Origin of the sequence: Limosilactobacillus pontis DSM 8475 (genome assembly GCF_001435345.1) — a bacterium.
GTDB lineage: Bacteria > Bacillota > Bacilli > Lactobacillales > Lactobacillaceae > Limosilactobacillus > Limosilactobacillus pontis.
On the sequence record NZ_AZGO01000053.1, the window covers coordinates 19,408 to 33,337 of the forward strand.

15 protein-coding genes are annotated in these 13,930 nt (G+C 51.4%); 6 read left to right on the forward strand and 9 right to left on the reverse strand.

What is annotated here, in order from left to right; genetic code table 11:
- Positions 1 to 22: 22 nt before the first annotated feature.
- The 5 genes from FD34_RS04685 to FD34_RS04705 all read right to left on the reverse strand — a co-directional run bounded on the left by FD34_RS04685 (position 23) and on the right by FD34_RS04705 (position 3,268).
- On the reverse strand, positions 23 to 751 hold the full coding sequence (locus tag FD34_RS04685) for a B3/B4 domain-containing protein (RefSeq protein WP_057807250.1): 729 nt from the start codon (positions 749 to 751) through the stop codon (positions 23 to 25).
- A gap of 13 nt (positions 752 to 764) precedes the next feature.
- Complete coding sequence (locus tag FD34_RS04690) at positions 765 to 1,217, reverse strand: MarR family winged helix-turn-helix transcriptional regulator (protein ID WP_057807252.1); 453 nt, start codon at positions 1,215 to 1,217, stop codon at positions 765 to 767.
- Positions 1,218 to 1,317: 100 nt separating this feature from the next.
- A complete protein-coding gene (locus FD34_RS04695; RefSeq protein ID WP_057807254.1) occupies positions 1,318 to 1,845 on the reverse strand; it encodes a DUF1836 domain-containing protein in 528 nt (175 codons plus the stop codon).
- 15 nt (positions 1,846 to 1,860) lie between these two features.
- A complete protein-coding gene (locus FD34_RS04700) occupies positions 1,861 to 2,391 on the reverse strand; it encodes an NAD(P)H-binding protein (protein WP_057807256.1) in 531 nt (176 codons plus the stop codon).
- Positions 2,392 to 2,404: 13 nt separating this feature from the next.
- Complete coding sequence (locus tag FD34_RS04705) at positions 2,405 to 3,268, reverse strand: hypothetical protein (protein ID WP_057807259.1); 864 nt, start codon at positions 3,266 to 3,268, stop codon at positions 2,405 to 2,407.
- A gap of 210 nt (positions 3,269 to 3,478) precedes the next feature.
- Here FD34_RS04705 and nrdI point away from each other — a divergent pair, with 210 nt between their 5' ends.
- Positions 3,479 to 3,946 carry a class Ib ribonucleoside-diphosphate reductase assembly flavoprotein NrdI gene (gene nrdI / locus FD34_RS04710; protein WP_057807260.1) on the forward strand — a complete coding sequence of 156 codons (468 nt, stop codon included), beginning with the start codon at positions 3,479 to 3,481 and terminating at the stop codon, positions 3,944 to 3,946.
- Positions 3,947 to 4,002: 56 nt separating this feature from the next.
- Here the strand turns inward: nrdI and FD34_RS04715 are convergent, their stop codons facing one another.
- Entirely contained in the window at positions 4,003 to 4,443 is a 441-nt protein-coding gene (locus FD34_RS04715; protein WP_057807262.1) for a VOC family protein, read from the reverse strand.
- Between the two features lie 186 nt (positions 4,444 to 4,629).
- Between FD34_RS04715 and FD34_RS04720 the strand changes: the two genes are divergently transcribed.
- Entirely contained in the window at positions 4,630 to 5,799 is a 1,170-nt protein-coding gene (locus tag FD34_RS04720) for a CynX/NimT family MFS transporter (RefSeq protein WP_057807264.1), read from the forward strand.
- Positions 5,800 to 5,832: 33 nt separating this feature from the next.
- On the opposite strand, the gene FD34_RS04725 is transcribed toward FD34_RS04720, so the two are convergent.
- A complete protein-coding gene (locus tag FD34_RS04725; RefSeq protein WP_057807266.1) occupies positions 5,833 to 6,171 on the reverse strand; it encodes an ArsR/SmtB family transcription factor in 339 nt (112 codons plus the stop codon).
- Positions 6,172 to 6,199: 28 nt separating this feature from the next.
- Complete coding sequence (locus FD34_RS04730; protein ID WP_057807268.1) at positions 6,200 to 6,763, reverse strand: cadmium resistance transporter; 564 nt, start codon at positions 6,761 to 6,763, stop codon at positions 6,200 to 6,202.
- Between the two features lie 317 nt (positions 6,764 to 7,080).
- On the opposite strand from FD34_RS04730, the gene zwf reads away from it, so the two are divergent.
- The 3 genes from zwf to FD34_RS04745 all read left to right on the forward strand — a co-directional run bounded on the left by zwf (position 7,081) and on the right by FD34_RS04745 (position 12,374).
- The gene (gene zwf, locus FD34_RS04735) at positions 7,081 to 8,562 is read left to right on the forward strand and encodes a glucose-6-phosphate dehydrogenase (protein WP_057807269.1); all 1,482 of its coding nucleotides are present in this window, start codon (positions 7,081 to 7,083) and stop codon (positions 8,560 to 8,562) included.
- Between the two features lie 138 nt (positions 8,563 to 8,700).
- Positions 8,701 to 10,137 carry an NADP-dependent phosphogluconate dehydrogenase gene (gndA, locus tag FD34_RS04740; RefSeq protein WP_057807271.1) on the forward strand — a complete coding sequence of 479 codons (1,437 nt, stop codon included), beginning with the start codon at positions 8,701 to 8,703 and terminating at the stop codon, positions 10,135 to 10,137.
- Between the two features lie 281 nt (positions 10,138 to 10,418).
- Entirely contained in the window at positions 10,419 to 12,374 is a 1,956-nt protein-coding gene (locus tag FD34_RS04745) for a sugar MFS transporter (protein WP_057807272.1), read from the forward strand.
- A gap of 117 nt (positions 12,375 to 12,491) precedes the next feature.
- Here the strand turns inward: FD34_RS04745 and FD34_RS04750 are convergent, their stop codons facing one another.
- Entirely contained in the window at positions 12,492 to 12,956 is a 465-nt protein-coding gene (locus FD34_RS04750) for a universal stress protein (RefSeq protein WP_057807275.1), read from the reverse strand.
- A 256-nt stretch (positions 12,957 to 13,212) separates the two neighbouring features.
- Here FD34_RS04750 and FD34_RS04755 point away from each other — a divergent pair, with 256 nt between their 5' ends.
- Positions 13,213 to 13,668: an Lrp/AsnC family transcriptional regulator gene (locus FD34_RS04755; RefSeq protein WP_057807277.1), complete on the forward strand. Its 456-nt coding sequence runs from the start codon at positions 13,213 to 13,215 to the stop codon at positions 13,666 to 13,668.
- Positions 13,669 to 13,930: the final 262 nt, after the last annotated feature.

The following is a 13,930-nucleotide window of genomic DNA, read 5'->3' on the forward strand; positions in this document are numbered from 1 at the left end:
ACCCGCCCTTCAGATTCGTGCCTTATTGCATGTCAGCTGGCACTTCGGCAACCGGGTTGTCCTTGGTCAGGTGGTAGACATTGGTCGTCTCAACACCGAAGTACTTGTTGATCAACTTGCTCAGTTCCTCCATCGCCTCGTTGGCCCGTTCGGCCTGTTCGGCGTTGACGGATTCGATGACTGCCACCACGTTCTGGGAGTCCTCCGTCAGCATTGTCCGCTGGGCATCACGCCAGTTCAGGCAGCGGCAGACAGCCCCTTCTTCGTCGTAGTAGCAAACCTCGCCGGGCAGGGTTGGCTCGTCATCATCGGCACCAACCGGACGGAAGGCCTGACCGCCGTCGACCTGGCCAAGGTGCATGGCACCCTTGATCTTGTCCCGGTCTTCCATGCCGACCGGTACCCCATAGGTCATGGAAATGCTATTGTAGACATCCACCATCGGGTCAATCGGGTCAAAGGTCCGCCCCTGGTTAGCCCGCTTCAGCAGGGCTTCGATGGATGCCCGGGCACCCTTCTTCTTCTTAAACTGCTGGTAAGCCTTCCGCCATTGGTCAATTACCGGGTTCAGCCGGAAGGTCTCGTTTGTCAGGAACTTGTCCGCCTCCTTGACCGCGTTGGCGAGCATCTTGCGCCGTTCGGCAACGTTTTTGTCCATATCATGGTTATCGATCCCGTTAGCGTACAAAATATTTACCTGGGCGTCTGGGAAGAGGTCCCAGAAGCTTTGGTCAACAACAACTTTTTCCATTTGGAAAGCCTCCTTAATATTCTCGTTTACCGCCATGCTTGACTAGGTCCCAATCACCATCGATGTTGTGACGGATTCGGACCAGGTAATCATGGACCTGCTGAGCTTCCTCATCAGTGAAACCACGAAGCGCCACCGCATTAGAGTGCTGGTTCTCCCGAATGATGAAGGGGTAGATTTTCTTACCCTTTTCGGTGACAAACAAGCGCTTGATCTTCTTGTTTTGCGGGTCACTGCGGCGCTTAATAAAGCCCTTATCCTCGAGCTTCTTGACAGCGCGGGCGATCGTGGTCCGATCGACCTTTATCAAGTTCGATAGTTGCTCGGAAATGATGCCCGGGTGCTCATAGATTCGGACGACGTAGAGGTACTGTCCACGCGCCAGCCCGATCTGCTTAAATTCAATATTCGACATTGAATCCAATGCGCGTTCAATCATCCCGACTTCTCGTAATATATCGATCATGGTAAAAATCTCCTTGTCCACTATGATAGCATTCTTTGTTGCAAATGCAACAAAAATCAAGAATAAATTAAAAGAGCGTCCGGTGTGGGCGCTCACTTCGTTATCCCTTCTCGACCTTCAACGGCTGCTGCTTGCGGCGCATGTCACCAAAAATATGTTCGGCCTTAAGGTGGGCTAGTACCGCCTTGATTGCTGACTCCATCAGTTCCTGGTTTGCGGGATCCATTTCTACATCATCGTCAATTGGCTGACTGGTCAAAATCGACTCCAGAACGGTGGCAAAGTGGTCATAAGCCAGCTGGGGGTAGGTGGTGATCGTCAACTGGGCGATCCCAGCGCGGATGTCATCAATGTTGAAGCTAACCTTGAAGAAACCGATCAGCAGCAGATCGACCAGCTGGTTGACGGCGTACTTCTTCTTGATGGGTGCCTGGATGACCTTCTTCTTGACATAGTTGTTAACCATCGCCTTAGTCAGGGGCTCAACGTCGAAGCTAGCCAATTGCTCGTTGACAACCGTCACGACCTGGTCCACATACAAACCCAGGGTCGGCAACTCCTTCCACCGTGGCAGGCGAACGTGCTGAACTGTCTCTTGCCAGTGTTGGTAGTCCGTTAATTTTTTCATTGTCCTTACCTCATTTCACTTGCTTGGCATGACGCCAATCGACTGGTTATCAAACTTACTGGTTGTCAAGGCCGTCTGCAGAACCTGGGCCAGTTGTTCTTCATTTACGCTCTCACCGGCCAGTGGCTGCCCCTCGTCCACAATCTTAACGTTTGGCATGCCGTCCCCCAACGGCAGGGCCCGGACCACCACGTAGGGGAGCTCCAACTCGTCAATCATCTTGATCGCATATTGGTGGGTCCAAACCGCCTGCATCGCGTGTCTGCCGTACCAGTGCTTCAGCTGGTCTTCATTGGCATCATCAGCGGTCCCGGCAATCGAAAGCATCACGATCTTGCGTGGCGGGAAGAGGGAACGATCGACGAGGGCTGCCAGCTGCTGAACCGCGTCATCGACCGGGTCATTGGCCTGGGGAAGCCAGCAGAGAACATCCCCCACCTCCAGGTCGACATCAAAGCTATTGGCCGCCACGGCCGCATACGAGTTTTCCATGATCAGTCGGGCTAGCTTATCGTGTCGACGACTGATTACCACAATTCGTGTCATTAATTGATCCTTTCTAGTATGCCATCAGTTCATCCTCAACCGAGGCGTCTTCGATCCGGACATCGGTAATCGTGCTCTGCTCAAGAAGCGGCAGAAGGGCCTGAATATTGCCCGTGTAGAGAAAGCGGGTCTCGTTCGGGGCCTCCTCCAACATGTGGGCTCCCATCCGGACCGCCATCTCCACTGGCAGCCCCGTACCCGTGACGGTGACCGTGCAGTCGACCCCATCGCCCAGGCGTAGCGCCCGGACAGAGGTCAGGTGGCTGCCGTTGAAGTAATAGATCACATCGGCAAAACGCATCATCGTCGAGACGTTCTCACTGGTGAAGAGGACCAGGGAATTGGTCTTTTGGGCGTAGTCCTTGAGTAGCTGCCCCATCGTCAGCCGGGCCTGCTCCTCCAACTGGTCGAGGCCCCGACCCAAGACGACAACGGGCCGGCGCAGGGCCAGCAGGATGATGATCTTCAGCTCCTGTTGCTGCCGATCATTGAGGGCGGCCAGCTTAGTGTCAGGCTGGAGGCCCAACGGTTGCAGCATCCTAAGGGTGGCATCCACACTCAGGGCCCCATCCTGATGACGGCAGGCCTTTTTTATTGCCTTCTCGACCGTCCGCCCCCGGAGGTCAGTCTCTGCCAGGTTGGCAATTAACTCGTCGTGGTGACGGCGAAGGTATTTCAAGTCCCGACCATCGACGCTGACCTTCCCATCCAAGACCTTGCCGGCACCCGTGACCAGCTGTTCCAGTGAGGAGGTCGTCCCGTCATCATTGCTACAGATTGCAACCATCTGTGGCGATACCAGCTCCATTGAAACGTCCTCAAGTTGATCACCAGACTTAGCTTCAAACATCAGATTGCTTAAGCTAATTCTACTCAACTTTCTGCTCCCCCTTATCTTCTCATTACTTACCTATAATTTTAGCATTTTATGCCAGCTAGCGGGGAAATCTTTACAAATCCGTCCGATATAACACGTGATAACGAATATTGCCCAATCGTAACACGACTGATAAACTTCGAGTCGCATAAATGTAGTATAATTAATGGGAATTTAAACCCAAGCATCTTTAGAAGGAAGTATGACTATATGGCCCCAATCAACATCATCTACATTTCAATCGAAGGGAACACGCGCGCATTTATCAAGCGCCTCAGTGCGTTTGCCGAACAGCAGCACGCCTTCGACAGCGATAAGCCACTCATCAACGCCAAGGAAATCACTGACCAGACAATCCCGGAAGAGGAAAAGGCCCCCTTCTTCGTCTTCGTACCTACCTACCTAACCGGAGGCAACGGCATCGACTCCGGCTTTACTGAGATTATGACCAATGCCCTGGGTGAGTACATCGCAGACGGTAATAGTGCTAGAAAATGCATCGGGGTGGTCGGCTCTGGTAACCGAAACTTTAATGAGCAGTACTGTTTGACCGCTCGCAAGTATGCCAAGCAATTCAACGCCCCATTTATTGCTGATTACGAGCTACGCGGTACTGCACGTGATGCTGAACACATCTACGCCACCCTCTGTCAGCGCTGGGCCAGCGTAAATGCCTAGCAAACATTAAAAGCCTCTCTGGCAACCAAGACTTGGTTGCCAGAGAGGCTTTGCTTTTATTCCTGCGGCGCATCAGCGGCTGCGGTAATCAACCAGGTAACTCCATACTTATCAACGACCTGACCCATCTGGCTGTCAAACATCCAATTACCAAACGGCACCGTTACCCGCTGGTCGTCCGATCCAGCCAGGCGGTCAAAGAGCTGCTGGGCCGCACCGGCGTCATCGAAGTCCAGCATGAGCGAAACCCGGGCTGAGGACTGGGGAGTCCCCATTGTGGCGTCCGCGCATATAACCTTCTGCCCAGCAATCGTGAATTCCCCCCGCAGGGTCGTCTGCTGGAGACTCGATTCGTCCGTTGCCATGCTGAGATTCTCCGCCTGCTCCTTGTTAAACGATTGGTGGTATGTGATCACCGCGCCAAATGCCTGGGCATAGTAGTCCATGGCCTCCTTGGCATTCTCGAACGTTAAGTACGGGTATATTTTTGCCGTCATGATTTTCCTCCGTAACAATCTTCATCGTTGATTATATGGTTCAAACGGGTTCTCGTCAAATTATCGCCGAATGGTTTGTTGTGCTCTCATTGTTATTTAATCATAGATGAAAATGCTTTATGCTATAATGGTATGGCTTAATTAGTTTAATGTTTTACCTACACCTATATAGAAAGGAAGAATAACGTGAAAGCAGTAAAAAAACATAGTCCACTCTTGATCGTTGGGCTCCTCCTCCTCGGGGTCTGCATGCGTATGCCGATTACCGCCATTCCATCAGTCGTCAAGGAAATCGCCCACACCTTTACAGTGGCACCCACCAGTCTGGGCATTTTGACCACCATTCCCCTGCTCTGCTTCGGCCTCTTATCGGCGGTTGTCTCCAGCACCGCCCAGCGCTTTGGCAACGAGCTGACCATCGAGGTGGCAATGGTGATTATGTTCATCGGTTCCTACCTGCGGATCCTTAACTTCGCCTCCCTGATGATCGGGACCGTGATGGTCGGAATTGCCATCACCTGTATCAACGTCCTCCTGCCGGCCATCATCGCCGACAAGTATCCCGATCGGATCGGGAGCGTGACCGGGATGTACAACACCGCGATGACCCTGTTTGCGGCCATCGGGGCCTACGCCATCACCCCAATCACCCACCAGAGCAGCTGGCAGACCGCCGTCACCATCATCAGCGTAATCGCCCTGGTGGCCGCCGTCGTCTGGTTACCTAACCTCAAGTACAACGAGCGGGCAACCACCAGCGAGGAAGAGCCAGCTAAGGGGACCAACATGTGGAAGAACATGAATGCATGGTGGCTTCTCCTCTTCTTCGGGGGCCAGTGCTTTGTCTTCTACAGTATCGTCGCCTGGCTGCCGTCCATCGCCATGGACGCCGGCCTCTCCAGTGACCAGGCCAGTCTGATCGCCGGCCTGCTCCAGCTCTTCTCGATTCCATTTGCCTTCCTGGTGCCAATCATCGCCACCAAGATGGCCAACCGGCAGCCGATCATGCTCTTCGCCGGGATTTCGTCGCTGGCGGGAACCGTCATGATGTTCTTCCCGGTCAGCTCATTTGCTTACTACTGTGTGGTTGCCCTGCTCTTGGGGATGGGAACCACAACAACCTTCGTTCTGGCCATGACCCTGTTTGGGCTCAAGACCAAGAACGCGGCCGACACCCGGAACCTGTCAGGGATGGTCCAGTCGGTCGGTTACCTGATCTCTGCCTTGGGGCCGATTATCGTCGGTAACCTCAACGCCCAGACCCACAACTGGTTCGCCAGCCTGGTCGTCATCGCCATCGCCGCGATCTTCTTTACGGTCTGCGGTGTATTGGCTGAGCGCAAGCAATACATTTAATAAAAAAGCATCGGTGCAAACTTTCACCGGTGCTTATTTTTTATCGTACAAATTCTTGGGGTGTGGTTCCCCCTTGATCTCGTGTCTGACGTGGTTGAGCATGTCATCAATCATCTCCACCACGTGCGGATCATCAAGGAGGTAGTAGACCCGGGTCCCCTGCTTGTGCTTGCAGACCAGCTGGTAACGGTAAAGAATCCCCAACTGCTTGGAAACGACCGGCTGGGCGAGTCCCAGGTCACTGACGATCGTGGAGACATCCACCGCCCCCGATTGGTGACGCAAGTAGTACAGGATCGTGATCCGGGTACTATTGCTCAGCACCTTGTATATTTTTGTTGCTTCCTCAATCAGGTTATCTGCCGGTAGCACCACAACACGCCTCCCTTTTTAGGGAACATTATACCAGATTGATTATGTGAACGAGCAGGCCGCTGTCGTAGAAGACGTACAGGCCCACCCCGATGTAGACCGTCTTCATCAAAACCTCACCGTAGCGGTTTAGGAGCCGCTTGACCACCGTCAAGGCCCCGAAGCGCTTAATCAGAACAACCGCCATCGCCGCCAGGAAGAGAACGAAGGCCACCGTCAAGGCAAACTCCCGGTAGTTCTCTCCCGTCAAGACCGGCAAGAAAATCGACAGGTTGCAGCCCGAGCACACGGCCAGGTAGGTGACCAGTGTTGCCACCACCGGGCTATGGTGCGAGTCCTGACCTGGCTCCTCGTCATTATCGTGCAGGGCCATGCAGATCGGCAGGAACCCAAGGATCTCTAGTACCCACTCCGGTAAAAGGAGGGCTAGTGCCTTACCGACACAGAAGCTAGCAACTAATAGGATGGCAATTCCCAGCAGGTAGCCCACCATCACATCCCGGGTTCGGTAGCGTTCCAATAAAAAGAGCAGGATGAAGAAGAAGTCCAGGTTGACGGCTAGGAAGGTAATGAAGATCAATGTTGTGTTCATGGTTTCACCTCAAATATTCCATATTTGATATATTCAATTATGATAATATTCCATATCCGATATGTTCGCAAGAGGATTGGTAATTTCTTCCAATATATGCAGCCAACTTCATAAATTTCCAAGAAAATTTGCTCTAGACCATTAAATGATAACCGCTTGACAAAAGGTCATCACGGCGCCCTTTTGTCCCGCTATTCCATTTATGATAAATTCGTCACGAGTGAGAAAACGGTTCCTTTTTTAGTGCAGAAAAGCCGCAAACAGTGTACAATTGGTGCGTTATAGAATTTCTGAAATCTCAGAAGGAGTGAACTTTTTTGGCTACAGAAAATAAAGCTGTCATTACATTATTCGGGGCAACCGGTGACCTGGCTAAGCGGAAGCTGTACACTGCCCTCTTCAAGCTCTACCAAAAGGGCTACCTGGCTGATCACTTTGCTCTGCTCGGTACCTCTCGCCACGAGATGAGCGACGACGAGTTCCAAAAGTTGGTTCAAAACTCAATCAAGGACATTGAAGAAACGCGCACGGGCGAAGCGGCTGACTTTGCCAAGCATTTCTTCTACAAGGCTCATGACGTTACAAAGCCTGAACACTACACCATCTTAAAGGACCGGATTGCTGAATTAGACAAGCAATTTGGCACTGATGGTAACCGCCTCTTCTACATGTCAATGGCCCCACAATTCTTCGGTACCATTGCTCTGAACCTGAAGAAGCAAGGCCTGCTCTCCGATGACGGCTTCAACCGCCTGGTTATCGAAAAGCCATTCGGTCGTGACTTCGACTCCGCCAAGAAGCTGAACGATGAACTGTCCAAGACCTTCGATGAAGACCAGATCTTCCGGATCGACCACTACCTGGGTAAGGAAATGGTTCAAAACATCCAGGCTCTGCGTTTCGGTAACACGATCATCGAATCCCTGTGGAACAATCGTTACATTGACAACATCCAGGTAACGCTGAGTGAAAAGCTGGGTGTCGAAGAACGTGCTGGTTACTACGATAATTCCGGTGCCCTGCGTGACATGGTACAAAACCACATCATGCAGATCGTTGCCCAACTGGCCATGGAACAACCAGTTTCCTTTACCGACACCGATGTGCGGGTTGAAAAGATCAAGGCACTGCGGAGCCTGCGGGTCTACACCCCATCCGAAGCTGCTGCCAACTTTGTTCGTGGCCAATACGACGCCGGCAACGGTACGGAAGCTTACCGCGACGCTGACGGGGTTGACCCAGAGTCCGGTACGGAAACCTTCGTTGCTGCCAAGCTTTTGTTTGACAACTACCGCTGGTCCGGTGTGCCATTCTATGTTCGGACTGGTAAGAAGTTAGCCGACAAGTTCACCCGGATCGACGTTGTCTTCAAGAAGCCACTGATCGACATCTTTGCCGACCCACGCAACGAAAGCGACCAGTCCCTGAACTCCAACGTACTGACCATCTTCGTTGAACCAAAGTCTGGGTTTGCTATGCAACTGAACGCTAAGCGCGCCGGCCAAGGCTTCACCACCCAGCCGGTCAACCTGAGCTACCTGCAAAGTGACACCGACAAGAAAGAAGCCCCAGAACCGTACGAGCGTCTCTTCCACGATGCACTGGAAGGTAACCACACCAACTTCGCATCATGGGCCGAAATTGCTTACGCATGGAAGTTCGTTGACGTTATCCGCAAGCTCTGGGACATCGAAAAGCCACAATTCCCTAACTACACGCCTGGCTCAATGGGCCCAGCTGCATCTGACGAACTGCTGGCCCGCGATGGCCGCAAGTGGGTTTACCGGCTCAACCACTAATAATTAACCAAAAGACTTTAAAGCGCTAAGTTTTAAAGTCTTTTTAATTTCGATGTTATATTGATTGCAGATCGGCAATTATTTGTTATAATGGATATTGTGAAATGAAATACAAGTTTTATGAGGAGAGTGACTTTAATGTCTGATGAAAAAGCACAAATTGGTGTTGTTGGTTTAGCCGTCATGGGTAAGAACCTGGCCTTAAACATTGAAAGTCGGGGCTTCACGGTTGGTGTCTACAACCGGCACCGCAACCGGACCGATGAGATGATGAAGGACCACAGCGACAAGAAGCTTGTCCCAAGCTACACAATCGAGGACTTCGTGGACTCTCTGGAGAAGCCACGGCGGATCCTGCTGATGGTCAAGGCCGGCAAGCCAACTGATGCAGTGATTAATGAGTTGCTCCCTCTGCTGGACAAGGGTGACGTCCTGATCGATGGTGGTAACACCAACTTCCACGACACCATGGCCCGGAATGCCAAGCTGGACAAGTCTGGTATCAACTTCATCGGCATGGGTGTTTCCGGTGGTGAGCTTGGTGCCCTCCACGGTCCTGCCCTGATGCCGGGTGGTCAAAAGGAAGCCTATGACCTGGTTGCCCCAATCCTGACCAAGATTGCTGCTAAGGCCGAGGAAGATGGCAAGCCATGTGTTGCCTACATCGGTCCTAACGGTGCCGGTCACTACGTCAAGATGGTCCACAACGGGATCGAATACGGTGACGAAGAGCTGATCGACGAGAGTTACAACATCATGCGTAACGTCCTGAAGATGCCAGTGGATGACATTGCTAAGACCTTCGCCGAATGGAACAAGGGTGAATTATCCAGCTACCTAGTTGACATCACTGCCGATATTCTGACCCGCAAGGATGACCTGGGCGACGATAAGGACAAGCCGATCGTCGACATGATTCTCGACCGGGGTGCCAACAAGGGAACTGGTAAGTGGAGTTCTGAGACCGCCCTTGAAGGTGGTGCACCACAATCCGTGATCACTGAAGCTGTTTACGCCCGTTACATCTCCATGATGAAGGACGAACGGGTGGCCGCAAGCAAGGTTCTGCCAGAAGTTACTGAGTCCATCACCATTGATGACAAGAAGGAACTGATCGAAAAGGTTCGTCAGGCCCTCTACTTCGGCAAGGTAATGTCCTATGCTCAAGGCTTCGAACAGATGCGGATCGACTCCGAACGCTACGACTGGAACCTGAAGATGGGTGAACTGGCCCAGATTTGGCGGGCTGGCTGCATCATTCGGGCTCAGTTCCTGCAAAACATCACCGGTGCCTTCGACAAGAACCCTGATCTGAAGAACCTCCTGCTGGATGACTACTTCAAGGATATCGCCAAGAAGTACCAAAAGGCCATCCGGGACGTGGTTGCCCTCGCCGTCAAGGCCGGTATCCCAGTCCCTGCCCTCAGCGCAGCCATCAGCTACTACGACTCCTACAGGGCAGAGGTTGTTCCTGCTAACCTCCTACAGGCCCAGCGTGACTACTTCGGTGCCCACACCTACGAGCGGGTTGACCGTCCTGGCAACTACCACTACAGCTGGTACAAAGAACAATAAGACTGAAACTAACTATCCGAAAAAGGAATCGCCGTGATTGGTGATTCCTTTTTTCGTATAAATATTTACTCGCCCCTTTTACTGAGGCAAGCAGACGCTTGTTTTTGCACTACTTGTCGAGATTGACACGTGACACTTTCGGTATATTTGTGCATGAACCCAGGCTTACCAGCCGTGATCTTTCGTAAAACTTTACTAAAAAACATTGACATATTTATTGAAAGCGCTTAACATAACAGTTGTAAGTTATATCAAAGCTGTTGCAGAAAAGGGGAGTCAATATGGATAGTTCAAAGAAAGATCAGCATATTGTCCGCTCGCGCCTGGCATACTCGCTGGGGGCCTTTGGTCATGATGCTTTCTTTGCATTACTTTCTACTTACTTTATGATGTACGTCACTGGTCACCTGTTCGATTCGGGTGACAAGCACTTCGATAACAAGATGGTCGGTTACGTTACGCTGATCATCCTGATTCTGCGGATTGGTGAATTGATCATCGACCCAATGATCGGGAACGCAATTGACCGGACCAACACCAAATGGGGTAAATTCAAGCCTTGGGTTGTTGGCGGTGGTGTTATTTCAGCCGTCCTGCTTGCCGCACTGTTCACGCCACTGGGTGGTCTGAACATGAGCAACCCAATCCTTTACCTGGTTCTGTTTGCTATTATTTATATCGTTATGGATGTATTCTACTCCTTCAATGATGTTGGTTTCTGGTCCATGGTTCCAGCGATGTCCTTTGACTCGCACGAACGTGACAAGATCGCTACCTTCGCCCGTGTTGGTTCAACCATCGGTGGGCAGATCATCGGTTTTGTCATCATGCCAATGGTCCTATTCTTCTCCGTTAAGCAAAACGGTGGTACTGGTGACGACCGTGGTTGGTTCATCTTTGCCGTCATTGTCGCTGCCGTTTCCGCCATCACGGCGATCGGGGTTGGGATGTTCACCCACGAACAGAAGTCACTCCTTCGTGAAAACAAGGAAGAAACTAAGTTCAAGGACATCCTGAAGATCTTAGTCAAGAATGACCAACTGCTGGCCATTGCGATGTCCTACCTGTTCTTCACAACTGGTCAGACCCTGCTGAACAGTTTTGAGCTCTACTACTTCACCTACATCTTAGGTGATTCTAAGGCCTTCTCCATCCTGGGTGGTCTGAACACGGTTGTCGGTGTGATCTCCGTCTTCGCATTCCCACTCTTCTCTGGTAAGATTGGTCGTCACAAGCTTTTCTACGGTGCCGCTTCTATCGAAGTTCTTGGTGCCCTGATCTTTGCCTTTGCTGGCAAGTCCTTAGCACTCGTATTACTCGGGGCCGAATTATTCTTCATTCCACAACCAATCATCTTCCTGGTTGTCCTGATGACGATTACCGACTCTGTTGAATACGGTCAATTGAAGCTGGATCACCGTGATGAATCACTAACCCTGTCAGTTCGTCCACTGCTCGATAAGTTCGGTGGTGCCGTTGCCAACGGTGTTGTTGGTGCCGCTACCGTTGCTGCCGGTATGACCGGTGGTGCTACCGCCGCTACGGTTACTGCTCACGGCGTAAGTATCTTCAAGATCTACATGTTCTTAATTCCAATTGCCCTGATCGTTGTCGGAATCATCATCTTCGCCCTCAAGGTTAAGTTGGATGAATCTTCACACGCCAAGATCGTTGCCGAACTGGAACAAACTTGGGGTAAGCAATTCAACAAAGGTGGTCAAGACGCCGCTGCTGAAGAACCAGCAGCTCAACCACAACCAGGTGTTACCGAAATTCCGGCACCGGTTGCCGGGACCCTCGTTGACCTCAAGGACGTCAAGGACAACGCCTTCGCCAGTGGCAGCATGGGCCAAGGTTTCGCCATCAAGCCATCTGATGGTAAGGTCTACGCACCATTCAGCGGCACGGTTCGGGCAACCTTCTCAACCCGGCACGCGGTTGGGTTGGTTTCCGACAGCGGTGTTGCCCTCCTGATCCACATCGGGATTGACACTGTCAAACTGCACGGGACGGGCTTTGTCACCTACTTCGACAAGGGTCAACACGTCGAAAAGGGTGCTGAGCTGATGGAATTCTGGGACCCAACCATCAAGAAGGCGGGTCTCGATGATACCGTCATCGTTACCGTCACGAACAGCGAAGAATTCAACTTCGACATGCTGAAGCAGGCCGGGACCACGGTTACCCACACGGACAATGTCCTGAAGGTTACCAAAAAGGACCAAGCCGCTAAGTAATCAGCACGATTAAATCAAAAACACTCGCAAGGATAATACTTGCGGGTGTTTTTTTACGTGTAAAAAGGTCGCCTGACGAACCTGCCAGGCGACCTTAACTATTAGTGTTACTGATGATTACTTAACTTGGTCCACGTCGGTCCGAACAACCAGGACGTCAACCGGGGCATTCCGCTTTACATAAGAGGTAACAGAACCCATTACCGCCCGCTGCATCCGTGAAAGGCCACTCGCACCCATGATGATCATGTCGTTATGGTGGTCGTGTGGGAAGTCGAAGGAGATGATCGTCTTCGGGTTCCCCAGACGGATGTGGATGTCGAGATTGTCAAAGTCGTCCTTAGTCTTAGCAGTCTTCAGCAGGCCATCCAGGTATTCCTTGGATTTATCAACCAGCTGGTAGGCAATGCTGCCATCGGACATTCCGGCAAAGTTGTAGGCCATTGCCCGGGTGTCGATGACGTTCAGTATGTCGATGTGAGCACCGTTACGCTTGGCAACAAAGATTGCCCGGTGTAAGGCCAGCTCTGATTCCTTTGAGCCGTCAACTGGTACTAAAATGTTTTGGTATTCTTGATCCATAATTTTTTGCCTCCACTTCAAACAGCTTTTGTATATATTGTAACATTATTTGCGGCCGCCACGTAATATTGCTTGCCAGTTCCGACAATTTTTCTTGTTTTCACGATGTACATTGCCACCGAAAAGCCAACAACTTCACCGATTTACAACCGTCCGGGGGAATTGACTTTTCCAATGAAATCCCCTACAATTTGGGAGTACATTAAGTAATGATTAAAAAATGAACATTTTATAATTTTGGGAAGCGAGGCTACTTATGGATAAAATCGATCGGAAAATTGTTAACCTGCTGCAGACCAACGCCCGGGCCTCGCTCAAGGAGCTCTCTAAGGCCTGCTTCATCTCCTCCCCCGCGATTGCGGCACGGATCACGAAGTTGGAGAAGGCCGGCATCATCACTGGCTACCATTCCAGCATCAACATGGAGAAGATCGGCTTCCATGTCAAGGCCTTCATTCAGGTCCAATTGGAGCCCCGCCAGAAGCAGGAGTTCTACCCTTACATCCAGAGTATTCCTAACGTCATCGAGTGCAACTGCGTCACCGGTGACTACTCCGAGATCATGGAGGTAATCTTCCCATCGACCACCAATCTCGACGACTTCATCAATACCATCCAGCAGCGTTTCGGTAAAACCAGCACCCAGATTGTCTTCAGCACCAGCGTTGACCATCGTGGCGTCAAACTCAGCGCCTCCCAAGACGAGAAGTAAACAAACAACCTAAGATTAGTTCAGAACGGAAATAAGCTGCTCGACGCTCTGTACGGCTAGCCTAGAACGGAGGGTGACGCTAAAGGCGTTGGCCTTCGTTCGTAGTCAAATAGACTTGCTATGCTGCGCTAAACGCTAAGAGCACGCTTACGACGCGAAGCTAGCCTATTATTTTCCGTAACTGCACTGTAATATTCGGAAAACAAAAAGTGGCTGGGGGGGAAAAATTTTTTTTTTTCCCCCCCCCTTTTTTTTTTTTTTT

Excerpts from the sequence above, each read along its gene's own strand:
- FD34_RS04685 (WP_057807250.1), bottom strand. The coding sequence starts at position 751 with ATGGAAAAAGTTGTTGTTGACCAAAGCTTCTGGGACCTCTTCCCAGAC.
- FD34_RS04690 (WP_057807252.1), bottom strand. The coding sequence starts at position 1,217 with ATGATCGATATATTACGAGAAGTCGGGATGATTGAACGCGCATTGGAT.
- FD34_RS04695 (WP_057807254.1), bottom strand. The coding sequence starts at position 1,845 with ATGAAAAAATTAACGGACTACCAACACTGGCAAGAGACAGTTCAGCAC.
- FD34_RS04700 (WP_057807256.1), bottom strand. The coding sequence starts at position 2,391 with ATGACACGAATTGTGGTAATCAGTCGTCGACACGATAAGCTAGCCCGA.
- nrdI (WP_057807260.1), top strand. The coding sequence starts at position 3,479 with ATGGCCCCAATCAACATCATCTACATTTCAATCGAAGGGAACACGCGC.
- FD34_RS04715 (WP_057807262.1), bottom strand. The coding sequence starts at position 4,443 with ATGACGGCAAAAATATACCCGTACTTAACGTTCGAGAATGCCAAGGAG.
- FD34_RS04730 (WP_057807268.1), bottom strand. The coding sequence starts at position 6,763 with ATGAACACAACATTGATCTTCATTACCTTCCTAGCCGTCAACCTGGAC.
- gndA (WP_057807271.1), top strand. The coding sequence starts at position 8,701 with ATGTCTGATGAAAAAGCACAAATTGGTGTTGTTGGTTTAGCCGTCATG.
- FD34_RS04745 (WP_057807272.1), top strand. The coding sequence starts at position 10,419 with ATGGATAGTTCAAAGAAAGATCAGCATATTGTCCGCTCGCGCCTGGCA.
- FD34_RS04750 (WP_057807275.1), bottom strand. The coding sequence starts at position 12,956 with ATGGATCAAGAATACCAAAACATTTTAGTACCAGTTGACGGCTCAAAG.
- FD34_RS04755 (WP_057807277.1), top strand. The coding sequence starts at position 13,213 with ATGGATAAAATCGATCGGAAAATTGTTAACCTGCTGCAGACCAACGCC.